The sequence below is a fragment of the Iodobacter sp. BJB302 genome, assembly GCF_002735645.1.
Lineage (GTDB): Bacteria > Pseudomonadota > Gammaproteobacteria > Burkholderiales > Chitinibacteraceae > Iodobacter.
In genome coordinates this window covers 1-11,931 of sequence record NZ_PDZG01000099.1, presented here as the reverse complement: position 1 = coordinate 11,931, position 11,931 = coordinate 1, and the positions used below count along the sequence as shown (strand labels likewise).

The following is an 11,931-nucleotide window of genomic DNA, read 5'->3' as shown; positions in this document are numbered from 1 at the left end:
AAAGTTGCACATGTGCAACTTTGTTACCTCAAAGCCCCGGTTCGTCTTTCTTCGGCTTGGCCAATACCTCGGCGGTCTTAGTGGCCGCTATTTTTGACTCTCCAGCTTCTTCCCGTTCACGACTACCCGCCAACTTACCGCGTAGCTCGGCGGCTTCCTGTAGCGCCTTTTTTACTTCCTGTTGGGCTCCATCCAGTTCCCGCGTTTGTTGTTGAAGCTGGGTTTGCAGAGCTTCCAATTTGCCGTTTAAGCCTGCAATGATGGTTTGCTTCATTTCTGTTTTTTGCGCTTCCAGACTGGCGGCCTCTTGCGCTTGCCGTGTTTGTTTTTTGAGTTCATCGGCGGCGGACTCAGCTGTGCTAGCGCGATATTCAGCTGCTTCCAATTTGGCGGCTGTGACTGCCGCTAATTTTTCAGCCTCTACCCGGCCTCGCGTCTGCTCGTCCAGTTGCGCCCGTAACTGCTCGATCTGTTGCGTCTGCTCTGTGATTTTCTCGGCTTGGCTTTCCAGTTTGTTACGCGACTGAGCTACTTCAATCCTCGCGGCCTCGGTTGCGCTGCGCTCCCGGTTCAAGTCTTGATCTTGGCGCTCGATCTCGCTGGCGCGTTCGATGGCTGTGGCTGCTGCTCGGTCGCGTTCAGTCGTCAACCGGGTAACTTGCTCGGCCAGCGTATCGCGTTCAATTTCCAATGCTTCGCCTGCGGCAGCTAGTTCGCTGGCTTCCGCTTGAGCTTCAACTAAACGGCTTTCAATCTCGGCTCTGGCTTGCGCTGCGGTTTGACTAATCTCGGTGGCAATTGCTGCCGTTAATACTTGGGATAAATTAAGGGCGGTAGCTGCTGCTTGTGGCCGTGCATCACGCCATATCGAAAGGTGGCGCTGGATGGTGTTGGGGCTACCCGTGCCAAGTCGCTCACGAATGGCTCTAATCGTGGGCGACTGGCTAGCCCCAACTAAAAAATCTGCTGCGGCTGCGACTTGCTCATAACTAATCCCTTCCCTTGCCATTTCATTTTCTCCTGTATCGTTCCATATCACAATCATATCAATACAAATATGATACGTTACAATACGATATTATACAAGTGGATATGAACCTATTTTTGCTGACTCGCCAAACGAAAAGCCCCATAAACGCGATTTAAGCCGTTTTTACCGGGTCGGCCACACCAACACCAAGGCCAAAGGCTAAAAACGCGCTGTAGGTTGGTTTTTGTGGCAAAGGCTTACCCTTGCTAATGTCTCACGACTACCGCGCCCGTTCCGGGCTTGCTGCATCGCCAGCGGGTACGGCTCTCACTCCGTGCGAACCCTACCCGCTGGCGATGTTGGGTTTATCAGTGGAAGGCGGGTCAAGGGGTCGTGGAATAAATGCGGCGGGTGTTTGCCGCGTTTTATGCCGCGAAAGCCCCTTGATGCGACTGTAGCGACTTATGCTTTGGCTAAGGGGGTGGGTTGGTTTTTAACCCATCCCCCGCGAGCCTCCCGGCGGCAAGGGCGGGGTTTGGGGCAGCGCCCCAAGGTCTTGGGTTTAGGTATTTCCTTGGACGGTTGCGCGGCTGTGCCGCGCTTATTATTTGTTCTTTACGTTGACAAGGGTGGCACAAAGGGAAATGGCTTAGGACGATTCCCGGACAAGTCCGGGCTAAATTGATTGCGCCTTGGCGCTGCTTCTAAACCCCTCACGGGGTGGCGCGTAGCGCCGGGGTGGTTTGTTATCTCGCGCTGATTTTTTTGGCTGGCGGTTTTTCGGGCGCTGACGTTAAAGAACTTAAAGTTATAATGTTAAAGACGCGCGCGCGTGTTACGGCTGTGGATAGTCTTTGTAAGCGCATGATAGATATACGTAATTTTTCGAGCGTTGTCCGTGATCGACCGAAGTGAAGTGTCCGTGATCGACCGATAGTTTGTCCGTGATCGACCGAAGTAAGTGTCCGTGATCGACCGAATTTGTCCGTGATCGACCGATAGCAATAGCGTCCGTGATCGACCGAATTTATCCGCGAAAACGCGATAGTTACAGCAAGGCTTTTAATGCCTTATTTGGGTCGCGGTCGTAGATCGTTATCATGTCGCCAGCGCCTAACTGATAGCGATACTGAGGGATGGTATCGGCCTCAATAATCATCTTTAGATCGGCCTTGAACTTCCGCACCTCTCTAGTGCTCCCGCACTTGTCGCGCAGCGCTTCTAGGGCGATTTTCCACGCGCCTTGCTTACCTACGTGCTTCCGGGCAATTTCGTACAAACGCCGCTCTAATGGTTTCCGCAATCGGAAATAATCGGGGTGGATAGTTAAAACTTCGTGCGCCTGTATAGAGTTGTAAAGCCAGTCTGATAACGTGACTTCAACCGCAATCATTCGATCACTGTCGGGTGATTTTTCGATAACTTCCCATGAGTCAACAATCCCGAAACCCTTAGCTATTCGGCTCTTCCCGGTAATGATGTTGGTTGTAATCCGCATACCTGAAAGGCGGTTAAGCGTGTCTTTTAAGCGGTCATAGCCAACACCGCCTGTCGTTCTATTTGTAGCTACAAGAAAATCATAAGCCGTAAAACGTACCGTTTTAGATGGCTGCAAGCCTTTGTTGATCGCTTCGGTTAGTTGGCTGGCGCAATAGATCAAAATATCTTTGTCGTGCTGCGTGGCTCGGCCATAGTAGCCCGGGGCGACCTCTACCGACTTCTTGCCATCCTCGCTTGTCCAAGTCCAGAGTTTCATATCTTCGCGGGTGGACAATGAGAAAATCGGCGCTTCCATGCTGGCTTGATCGTCTTTAAGTGCGTAGTCCACCAGATCGCAAACAAAAAAATCGCGCTGCGTATGCCGTACCGGGGCAAGATTGGGATTGTCGGCTAGCTGTTCACACTCTAAGTCAGGCTCAAAAAAGCTTTGTTGCTTGGCTTCCTGCCGTTGCTTAGCTTCTTCGCTGCGCTGTTGCAGCAAATCAAACATATTGGCTTGCTTTGGCTGCTTGGCCTGCGCTTTGATCGCTGCAACTTGTTTTTCTGCTTCTTCACGATCTTTTTCAAGTCGTGCCTTTAATCCCTCTTTGGTTTTAGCTATGCCGCCGTTAGCTTCACGCTCCGCAATATTCGCTTTTGCACTCTCAAAAGCCTCCGAAAAATCGGGGCTATTAAACATTTCAACAAAAAAAGCAGGGGTCATTTTCTGTTCTGAAAATGGCAAATCGCCACGGCTGGCCATATATCCAAGCATCGCCACTTTGTAGGCTTCTGAATTGGCCTCAAGCTCAGCCATGCTAACCATTTTCACTTCGGCCATTGCTGCGCCCCATGCAAAAGATTCATCACTTGGATTTCATCGCCAACAATTCGATACAACGCAATAAATGGTGTGCGGCTCACGACCAGTTCTCGCGTTCCCTTCACTCGCCCGGCGCGGCCTAATTTCGGATGATCCAGCAATAGATCAACTTGGCGCTCAATTTCATCAAGTTGATTCAGTGCAGCAGTCAGGTTTTCTTGAGCAATAAATTCAATCGCATTTTCTCGGGCAACACGAGCGCGGGTCAGCCATACAATCCGCATTATTCACCCTTCGCCTTCTGTTCTATCCGCGCCATCAGGCTTTCGCGCTGCCGCTGCATATCCGCCTTCACCGTTTCATGCGAAACCCATTCTGCATTTGGATCATCGGCCTCCGCCACTGCCTGAGCCACTTGCTCGCGAAACCATTGGTCATGCGCTGCCGCTTCATGGGCTTTACGCATACGTTCTGCGGCATCAGGCCGAACTTGCCGAGTCGCGGACTCATGACTGTAATTCGTCGCGTCCAACATATCGAAACGGGAAAGATGCAGCTCAGAGGTCACATACTCGATGCAACGATCCAATGAGCGCCACAGGCGCGGCTTGTCCGTGCGTTGTGTACCGAGTGGTTTCTCTGACATGCCCAACTTGAGCATGACTGACCAGCCGCCAGGCTGGCCGATAATCGAAGCCCCACGGATGGCCGCAGCTTCAACCAATCGTTTTGCCATCGCCGTATCTATGGTGTGTTCACTCATGATATCCTCGCAGAATCAGCACAAAATCTATAGATCATATAATGACAATCTTTTATAGATAATGCAAATCGGTCTTAAAGAAAGGCGTAGCTGCACAACATAACACCACTTATACGCAGCTCGCTCAAGAAGCCTCATACAGCTGCTAGCCGATAAAAAAACATCCTATATAGTCCTAAGGGACAGCAGTTTGATGGACAATTGAGCACTATGTGTTTTGCAATAAAGAATGAAGAGACTGTTATGAACAGAGCAACAGAAAGAACCCGAATTCATCGCGAGGATGCCTCCATAGCAAACCTTGTGCTGGTAGAAGCTCCCATTGATGCCCCGGCGAGTGAAGGCAACCGAAAATTTGAGGCAGTAACTGAAGGTTTTCAACTGCAATATGAGCATCAAAATGGGTGTTTATATCAAGGAAATTCGTTTGATTGGCTTGAGTCCCTGAATGATTCCAGTGTTGATCTTGTTTTTGCCGATCCGCCTTACAACATAAAAAAAGCTGATTGGGATAATTTCGAAAGCCAAGAAAAATACATCGAATGGTCTATCAAATGGATTAAACAAGCCTCGCGGGTTTTGAAGCCGACAGGCTCCTTATATGTGTGCGGATTTTCTGAAATTCTTGCAGACTTAAAACATCCCGCATCAAAGTATTTCAAGCACTGCCGCTGGCTTATCTGGCACTACAAAAACAAAGCCAATTTGGGCAGTGAATGGGGGCGTTCACATGAGAGCATCATTCATTTCCGAAAATCGGACGCAGCCAAGCTAAATATTGACGATGTGCGCACCCCATATGGGGCGCACACACTTAAATACCCGTCCCATCCACAAGCGGAATCAAGCGCCTATGGCAAGGGAGCGAAAAAACCGCGCGACAACTGGACACCTCATCCCAGAGGAGCAAAACCCAAAGACGTATTTGATATACCGACTACCTGTAACGGCATGGGGGAAAAAACCCCACACCCGACACAAAAGCCGGAAGAGCTTGTACGCCGATTTGTTCTCGCCTCCTCAAACGAGGGCGATTTAGTCATTGATCCATTTTCAGGATCAGGCACGACAGCAGTTGTGGCCGAACAGCTTAACCGTCAATGGATGGCTTGTGACCTAGATCCGCAGTACAACCAGTGGGCAATTGACAGGCTTGAGAGCGTTCGACGCATGACGAAGGACGAATGGATAGCACACGACCGAAAAACAGCAGAACGAAGAGAATCTATCCGATGAGTATTGCCGACTTAGTGAATCACGCCACAGACAAAGACCGGTTTAAAACCGTCGAAAATTACATTGATTTTTGTACACGTTATTTAGAGTACGTCGATACCGGATTGCAGGCACGTATTGTGTCAAAAAACGAAAGCCACTATCAATTTTTTCAGTATAAAAAAGATGGTAGTTTCAATATCACGCGACCGGTTAACACCCAATTAATGTTTGACGCGGAAAACTTCGGTCAAGAATCAAAGCAGTTCCGCATGACGCTTGAGCAATTGCGAGATGGTCAAAAACCATCCGGAGATTTACGCGACAACCTGATTCGTACTATCTATACGCTTCAACAGTCTATCGGTGCTGCGCTAGATGGATTGCCTGCCGGGGAGTCAAATAAAGCCAGAAAGTTGAATGGCGATTTATTTGAGAGGCTTATTCGTTTATTGATTGTGTCGCTCAATATAGATTGCGTGTCAGGAACGATGCAAGTTCCCGTAAAAGACTCAGATGGGATTGAGCTTCTTAAATCCAGCTATCAGCACGATTTACTGATAAGCAAAGACGAAGAATTAAAGATAATTGGCTCTGTAAAAACGTCAAGCAAAGACCGTATTGATAAAGTCTTTATGGACAAATTCCTTTATAACCGACTAACCGATACAGCCTTGCCACATATTGCCATTTTCTTGAATGACGTTCAGCGGAAGAAAACAAAAAAGGAAAACGAGTATGGGGTCAGTGGTACATTTCTTCCCGGCCACTTCAAAGCATATACGATTAAACTTAATCCATTAGATGGCGTTTATTACTGTGACATTCGCCCAAACATGGTTAAAGATACGTTGCTATCACAACACATCAAGACAATTGACCATTTTTTCTATTCTGATCTTTGGGAACTATTAGGCCGACAAGGCCAAACATTAGAAAATATCACCCTTAAAAAAGAAGACGAATCCGATGACGACACCGAATAAACCACCATTCAAATTTTGGTAACAGTGTTCCACCTAATTTTCACTTTCCTTTATGGTCTAATACCACTCTCTAACTCTTAAGTTTAAAGAATGCCCTGCTTTTAGCAGGGCATTCTTATTCAGTTGTTAACCTAACTATTCTTTGTATTTATCTCAGGTATAAATTTTGCGTGTGTATTTTGCAAATATTCTTTTGCACTATCACGATTTGCTTCATATTCTAATTGAGCGTTTATAAATTGTAGTTTTGCCCTTGCATCATTAATAACATCTGACCATGATTTAGCCCATGCCGTTATATTAAGACCTTCGTGCTCAAATATAACACCAGCAGGCTTGTCTTTTTGCTTTGCATCTATTTTCGCATAATCATCAAGCTCGTTGGATATTGCAACAAATGTCCATTTTATTTTCACGCCTTGAAATCGCTCATCATTTGCGACTGCAATTGCATATTTTTTAATCTGTGTTATTACATCTGCATCGATCTTTTTTGATGGCCTCTTCAACTCTACTATTAAATAATCAAACTCTCCATTTCTTGGTTGCGTTGCTTTTTGAAGCATTAAATCAACCCTTCCTTGCTTTCCATCTCCTAAATCAACTATGTCTGGACTATCCTCCCTAACTCCTAAATTATCTAGATGTTTTTTCAGAACTTCTTCTAATCTTTGCTCGCTACCAGCGAGGTTAAATTCTTCATGAAATATCCAAGACTCTTTCTCAAGAATTTTATGCAACTGATCGCGCTCAAGTAATGCTTTTTTACTTTCTTTATCAAACAAAAGGGCTTCTAAGCCATTGAGAAAATCAAGACGATTTGCCACTACTTTTGCTGAACTAATTATTGAAGATAAACTTGTTTTTTTTATCAAATTTGCAAGATCATCTTGCGTTTCTTTCTTTAACTCTAATACTTCGCTAATTATCAACTGTACAGATTCAGGATTTTGTTTTAATGCTTGTGACAAAAGTTGAAACGTGAACCTCCTTGATTTTAAATCAGACTTCTCAAAAGATGGTAAATAACTTTGTACATTTACAGCTAAAATATCAAAGACTTGCCGTTCTGCTAGTTCAATTGGCCCAATGTCATTATTATCAACGTATGGGTAAATTTGGTCTTTTTTCCAGTTTTCTACTATTTCACTTTGAGCTTCCGCAAGCCTGCACCTAAAGTGCTCTTTTACCTTTGACACAGCTACACTAATTATTGTTTGCGTATCTTCATGAAGATCAGACACACTCAATAAATTTTCTTTATCCAACTCTCTAAAGTAGTCAGATTTTATATACGTCGTAAAATGAAACCCCGGAGCATTTATTTTGTGCTTGCTTTGTAATTCGTGAAGAGATACTCCACTTTCATCGCATAAATGAACAGCCCGTTCTGTTTGCGTATTCCACTCTATGATTGATATTGCAGCACTAATAGTTTTTCCATTTTTTAATTGTATTTTATCTAGTATGTAGTCTGTTTTTTTATCTTGTACATCTTTTGGGTCAATAATAGCCCCATCGTATTCAAGTTGAACATCTGGGTATTCTGTTAAATACACTGCAAACACTTTTGTTAGCTCAAGTGCAGTCGTATCACTTTGAAGTGATTTAAAATTCTTTTCTAGATTACTAATTACTACCGTTGTTCCTGTTGATTTCTCTATTTTTATTTCTACTGGGTCGCCAACGTCGAAGTCGTCAATTGTATTCGCTGTTCCAATAATGTTATAAGAATAATACTTATCATTCTTTATGAATTTAGTTACCCATTCTACATGCTCACCAAGCGCAAATGCTTTAAAACGCCCTTTTCCATTTTTACCATGCAGTGCTCGTCCATTTTGTTTTCCTGCTTTTTTCTTCCAAGAGTCACCAAGGCCACCAAAGAGTTTATTTATTCTGTCGTGCTCAATGCCATACCCATAGTCAGTCACACGTATAGTCTTGAGCCCATCACAATCATCCCGTTCTAAAGTTACGTTTACTTTATTTGAACCAGAATCAAAACCATTCCATATTATTTCTGACAGTGCTGGTAGAGGCTTCGATGAAGATGTTATAGATTTTATGAAATCTAATTGTGCTGTTACATGGACTTTAGCCATATCGTTTCCCGTTATAATTTATCTGTTTATTATTTTTCAATTTTTATATAAATTCATTAACTTTTAACCATGCATCAAGCGCATCAACAAAAATTTCCTGACTTTTTTTATCAAATTTTACACCTGCACGTTTCAACGCCTCATAACGATCACGATCTAATTTAACCGTTAGTGCTTTGTAGTAGGTCGCAGGTTGCAGTTTCTCTTCATGCTGCGGAGTAGCTATTGCAGGCGCGGCCAGTCCTTTTTTAGCGACAAGCCCAGAGGTCAAGCTGGCTGACTTGGAAGACATATAAATCCTTAATTACGCAGTTACGTTAGTACGTACTTTGTCACGTTTACTTATTTGCGTAAATACGTAACTCCATAGTCTCTCAATTTCTTCGGCGGACTTACTACTAGCATCGAGTTCTTGCACGGTGCGTCCGTCAATCATTGAGGCAGCAAAGTCTGTACGCTGATACAACGTAACAGGAGCAACCGTGCCATGCTGCGAGAGTGCAACAGCCGCTTCTCCCGTAATTTTGGCTCGGGGTGCTGCACCATTCAACACAAACACCATGCGCTTACCTGCCCGTTCAACCAGATCAACCGTTGAACCAACAGCACGTAAATCGTGAGGGCTTGGCCGCGTTGGAATCAATACCAAATCGGCCACAGCCAGAACATCGCGGATCGTATCCGTTACTGCTGGTGGCGTGTCGATAATCGCTAACTTGATACCTGCTTTTGCTAATTGTTGCAGGTGGGTTTTCAAGTTGGCTATGTCCACAGAAGCAAATAATGGCGCTTCGGCTTGGCGCTCATTCCACCAACAAGAAAGGCTGCCTTGTGGGTCGGTATCAATCAACGCAACAGGCCCCGCATTTTTCATTTCAGCCATAACGCCAAGATGTCCGGCTATCGTGGTTTTACCCACTCCGCCCTTTTGACTCGCCACGACAAGAATACGCATCTACGTTAATCCTCTCTTACTTGTTTACGCAAATACGTATTTGCGTACAAAAATATAACAGATAATTTCAGCCTTAGTCACTCTATCATGAAGGCTAACGCCACGATACAAGGTAGCCCGGTGGTAAGAAAAATGGCATTGTAAAACTAGTCGGCACTATCGCTGCGGCTCTTGATCTATTGATGTACCACGCTTGCGTTCATGCACAAGCTCCTCGCCTTTATTAACAGCAATAATTTTCTCAGCGATTTGATGACGTCGAGTCACTGGCTTGGGCATTTCGTTCACGAACTGCTGAATATCAGCGGCAAGTTTTATATCTTCTGGCCTCCCTGTTTTTGAAAGTGCAGTAGCCGTTTCTAAGTATGCTGTGCGTACCTGTTTTTGCCCGGCAAGAATTCGAGTCTCCCAAGGCTTAGGTATAGCCTAACCTCCTACCAACTCTCGGGCAACTTCACGGTATTTGCCCTCTTCTACTTTCGGCATAACCCCACGTTGATTCATTTGTTGAATCGGAGTTTTTATCGCTTTGACCGTTATTCCTCTGGCCTCTCGCTTTGTCGAGTCGGCAGCAATGCCTTGCTCTCGCAGACGCACTGCAAATTCATCGCGTAATCGCTGCAAATCCCCCCGGCCAAGACTGAACCGAGTTAAATCATGCCCGGTTGTATTGACCGTCAAATGAACGTGGGGCTGTTTAGTTTTTTTATCCGTTTCCGCCGTATGCAGTGCCATGACATAGCGATAGTTATCGCCAAACTCTTTGAGTGCCAAATCGCGTACTGCTTGCTGGATCGCCTTTGAATCTGTGCCTTCTGGCATCGAAAAAACCATATTTAACGTGTGCTTAGTTTTTTCTGAGGATTTACCCGGATTAGACTCCCACAATTTATGCAAATTATTTAGCGCTTCACGGCCTTCAAGCTTATCGCCTTGCTCATTTTCAAGTTCTAGCTTGCCGTTCCGGCTAATGTACTCCAAATGGCTTTTTATGTGCGCTGCACCTTTACATCCCCCCGTGATTTTCACGACCACAGGGGGACTACGCCGGACAGCACTTTCTAACTTTTTGCGTTCGCTTGAACTACTGAAAACATCCGGCGTTTTACGTTTGCGCCGTACCTTCCCGTCGGTAATCCCGCCAATTTTTTTCATGTGGTATGCCTATTTAGGCATGCAGAAATCAGGTGATTAACAGCAATAATGTGCCGATTTAATTCATTGCGTAAGTCACTAATTTTTCCTGCGGAAATAATGTCTGCTTCGCTCGTGCTGGCGTTTAGTCTGTGCGCAATCTGATTCAAATTTCGCCCCCAAGCCCAAATCTGCTTATTTGAGTCAAGCAATGCGGACAGTTCCACATCCGTAAATTCAGCCGTTTTAAATAAATGATTCCGTAAAACTCGCCTGACATACCTCGCCTTAGTACGCCCATTTCCCGCTCGTTTTGCCAGCTCGTCATACTCACCTTTACGCAAACGAAGAGAAACTAAAGTGTCGGATTTAGTAGCAGTTTCTGTTGCCAGCTCAACCGGGGTTTTTGCCAATATGTGCTGAATCACTTTTCGAAGTATGTCGGATACGGAACAGCAATTCTGTTTAGCCAAGGCTATCAACGCTGTTTTTTCTGTTTGCGTTACCTTGGCCTTAACAAGTGAGCTACCGGAAATTTCAGGCTGTATCCGCATTACAGGGGTATCCCCGTCGCCAAGCAATATCCAACTCAATTTATTTGGCGCTAGTTTGGCAAGAGCAGCAAGGGTTGCAGCAGATGGGCGGCGCCGTGAAGTTTGCAAATCAGACCATAAATTACTGTTGACTCCAGTCGCTTGCTCCAGTTTTTTATTACGCCCGTAGCCGCTCGGATACAGATCAGTAATAACTAAAACCATTCTTTTTCTAACTTCTTCATCTACAGAATTTGCCATTATCTGCCAAGCTTAATATCGTTAAAATCACTATATCACGACCGTATGATGTCAAAAACCATATCCTGCAATAGTATTCCATTCCCCTATAAAAGTTGCACATGTGCAACTTTCCTACCCTTCAGCGGTAAAACCAAGCCGATCACCCCACGCTGCTTTTGTTTCATTTTCTCCATGTTCTAAAACGCTCATTGGGTCAAAATTCAGCGTCATTTTCGCCCAATACAAAGCGCGTGAATAAGTCAGCGAATCAAGTCCCAATGCCTGCAAAAAATCCTCTAAATGGCCGAATTTTCGATACTCGTCTTCACCCTGATTTTGATAGATAACAACTGACCAACCCACCGAGTTACCAACTCGTTCAGGATGTAGGCTGGCATATATTGGGTAAACCATTGCAGCTGGATCGTCGAGCAAGTCCCTATACTCCCAGCCGCTTTGATCTACCATGACCAACCTGCGTCTGATTGTCCCATCTAGGTTTTTGCCTACATTAATTTCAATGAGTTCCATTGCATTAAATTGAACGACACCTTCCATATTTGCCTCTCAGTCACACAGCCACGCACCGTTTTAGCCAAAAGTTGCACATGTGCAACTTTGTTACCTCAAAGCCCCGGTTCGTCTTTCTTCGGCTTGGCCAATACCTCGGCGGTCTTAGTGGCCGCTATTTTTGACTCTCCAGCTTCTTCCCGTTCACGACTACC

Annotated in this window: 12 protein-coding genes; 2 read left to right on the top strand and 10 right to left on the bottom strand. The window is 45.3% G+C overall.

The features are described 5' to 3' along the window. Positions 1 to 28: 28 nt before the first annotated feature. The 4 genes from CSQ88_RS20605 to CSQ88_RS20590 form a co-directional block, all read right to left on the bottom strand. A complete protein-coding gene (locus tag CSQ88_RS20605; RefSeq protein ID WP_218963161.1) occupies positions 29 to 1,045 on the bottom strand; it encodes a DNA-binding protein in 1,017 nt (338 codons plus the stop codon). 973 nt (positions 1,046 to 2,018) lie between these two features. Next, the gene (locus CSQ88_RS20600; RefSeq protein WP_099399948.1) at positions 2,019 to 3,290 is read right to left on the bottom strand and encodes a replication initiator protein A; all 1,272 of its coding nucleotides are present in this window, start codon (positions 3,288 to 3,290) and stop codon (positions 2,019 to 2,021) included. Next, positions 3,278 to 3,556 (bottom strand): type II toxin-antitoxin system RelE/ParE family toxin, encoded by a 279-nt coding sequence (locus tag CSQ88_RS20595; RefSeq protein WP_099399947.1) that lies wholly within the window; start codon positions 3,554 to 3,556, stop codon positions 3,278 to 3,280. Before CSQ88_RS20595 ends, CSQ88_RS20600 begins: the two co-directional genes overlap by 13 nt. Beyond that, positions 3,556 to 4,035 (bottom strand): hypothetical protein, encoded by a 480-nt coding sequence (locus CSQ88_RS20590; protein WP_099399946.1) that lies wholly within the window; start codon positions 4,033 to 4,035, stop codon positions 3,556 to 3,558. The genes CSQ88_RS20595 and CSQ88_RS20590 overlap by 1 nt, the downstream gene beginning before the upstream one ends. A 243-nt stretch (positions 4,036 to 4,278) precedes the next feature. Between CSQ88_RS20590 and CSQ88_RS20585 the strand changes: the two genes are divergently transcribed. Then, complete coding sequence (locus CSQ88_RS20585; RefSeq protein ID WP_099399950.1) at positions 4,279 to 5,271, top strand: site-specific DNA-methyltransferase; 993 nt, start codon at positions 4,279 to 4,281, stop codon at positions 5,269 to 5,271. Beyond that, positions 5,268 to 6,236 carry a hypothetical protein gene (locus tag CSQ88_RS20580; protein ID WP_180273755.1) on the top strand — a complete coding sequence of 323 codons (969 nt, stop codon included), beginning with the start codon at positions 5,268 to 5,270 and terminating at the stop codon, positions 6,234 to 6,236. The genes CSQ88_RS20585 and CSQ88_RS20580 overlap by 4 nt, the downstream gene beginning before the upstream one ends. A gap of 131 nt (positions 6,237 to 6,367) precedes the next feature. On the opposite strand, the gene CSQ88_RS20575 is transcribed toward CSQ88_RS20580, so the two are convergent. From CSQ88_RS20575 to CSQ88_RS20550, 6 genes are all read right to left on the bottom strand, one after another. After that, positions 6,368 to 8,341, bottom strand: a complete 1,974-nt coding sequence (locus CSQ88_RS20575; protein WP_099399945.1) for an ATP-binding protein — start codon at positions 8,339 to 8,341, stop codon at positions 6,368 to 6,370. 43 nt (positions 8,342 to 8,384) lie between these two features. Beyond that, positions 8,385 to 8,633, bottom strand: coding sequence for a hypothetical protein (locus CSQ88_RS20570; RefSeq protein ID WP_099399944.1), 249 nt, complete (start codon positions 8,631 to 8,633; stop codon positions 8,385 to 8,387). A 12-nt stretch (positions 8,634 to 8,645) separates the two neighbouring features. Beyond that, positions 8,646 to 9,296, bottom strand: coding sequence for a ParA family protein (locus CSQ88_RS20565; protein ID WP_099399943.1), 651 nt, complete (start codon positions 9,294 to 9,296; stop codon positions 8,646 to 8,648). A 426-nt stretch (positions 9,297 to 9,722) separates the two neighbouring features. Next, the gene (locus tag CSQ88_RS20560; protein WP_099399942.1) at positions 9,723 to 10,451 is read right to left on the bottom strand and encodes a relaxase/mobilization nuclease domain-containing protein; all 729 of its coding nucleotides are present in this window, start codon (positions 10,449 to 10,451) and stop codon (positions 9,723 to 9,725) included. Further along, a complete protein-coding gene (locus CSQ88_RS20555; RefSeq protein ID WP_099399941.1) occupies positions 10,448 to 11,224 on the bottom strand; it encodes a plasmid mobilization relaxosome protein MobC in 777 nt (258 codons plus the stop codon). Before CSQ88_RS20555 ends, CSQ88_RS20560 begins: the two co-directional genes overlap by 4 nt. A 114-nt stretch (positions 11,225 to 11,338) precedes the next feature. Further along, the gene (locus CSQ88_RS20550) at positions 11,339 to 11,764 is read right to left on the bottom strand and encodes a hypothetical protein (RefSeq protein WP_099399940.1); all 426 of its coding nucleotides are present in this window, start codon (positions 11,762 to 11,764) and stop codon (positions 11,339 to 11,341) included. Between the last annotated feature and the right edge of the window lie 167 nt (positions 11,765 to 11,931).

Excerpts from the sequence above, each read along its gene's own strand:
- CSQ88_RS20605 (WP_218963161.1), bottom strand. The coding sequence starts at position 1,045 with ATGATTGTGATATGGAACGATACAGGAGAAAATGAAATGGCAAGGGAA.
- CSQ88_RS20600 (WP_099399948.1), bottom strand. The coding sequence starts at position 3,290 with ATGGCCGAAGTGAAAATGGTTAGCATGGCTGAGCTTGAGGCCAATTCA.
- CSQ88_RS20595 (WP_099399947.1), bottom strand. The coding sequence starts at position 3,556 with ATGCGGATTGTATGGCTGACCCGCGCTCGTGTTGCCCGAGAAAATGCG.
- CSQ88_RS20590 (WP_099399946.1), bottom strand. The coding sequence starts at position 4,035 with ATGAGTGAACACACCATAGATACGGCGATGGCAAAACGATTGGTTGAA.
- CSQ88_RS20585 (WP_099399950.1), top strand. The coding sequence starts at position 4,279 with ATGAACAGAGCAACAGAAAGAACCCGAATTCATCGCGAGGATGCCTCC.
- CSQ88_RS20580 (WP_180273755.1), top strand. The coding sequence starts at position 5,268 with ATGAGTATTGCCGACTTAGTGAATCACGCCACAGACAAAGACCGGTTT.
- CSQ88_RS20575 (WP_099399945.1), bottom strand. The coding sequence starts at position 8,341 with ATGGCTAAAGTCCATGTAACAGCACAATTAGATTTCATAAAATCTATA.
- CSQ88_RS20570 (WP_099399944.1), bottom strand. The coding sequence starts at position 8,633 with ATGTCTTCCAAGTCAGCCAGCTTGACCTCTGGGCTTGTCGCTAAAAAA.
- CSQ88_RS20565 (WP_099399943.1), bottom strand. The coding sequence starts at position 9,296 with ATGCGTATTCTTGTCGTGGCGAGTCAAAAGGGCGGAGTGGGTAAAACC.
- CSQ88_RS20560 (WP_099399942.1), bottom strand. The coding sequence starts at position 10,451 with ATGAAAAAAATTGGCGGGATTACCGACGGGAAGGTACGGCGCAAACGT.
- CSQ88_RS20555 (WP_099399941.1), bottom strand. The coding sequence starts at position 11,224 with ATGGCAAATTCTGTAGATGAAGAAGTTAGAAAAAGAATGGTTTTAGTT.
- CSQ88_RS20550 (WP_099399940.1), bottom strand. The coding sequence starts at position 11,764 with ATGGAAGGTGTCGTTCAATTTAATGCAATGGAACTCATTGAAATTAAT.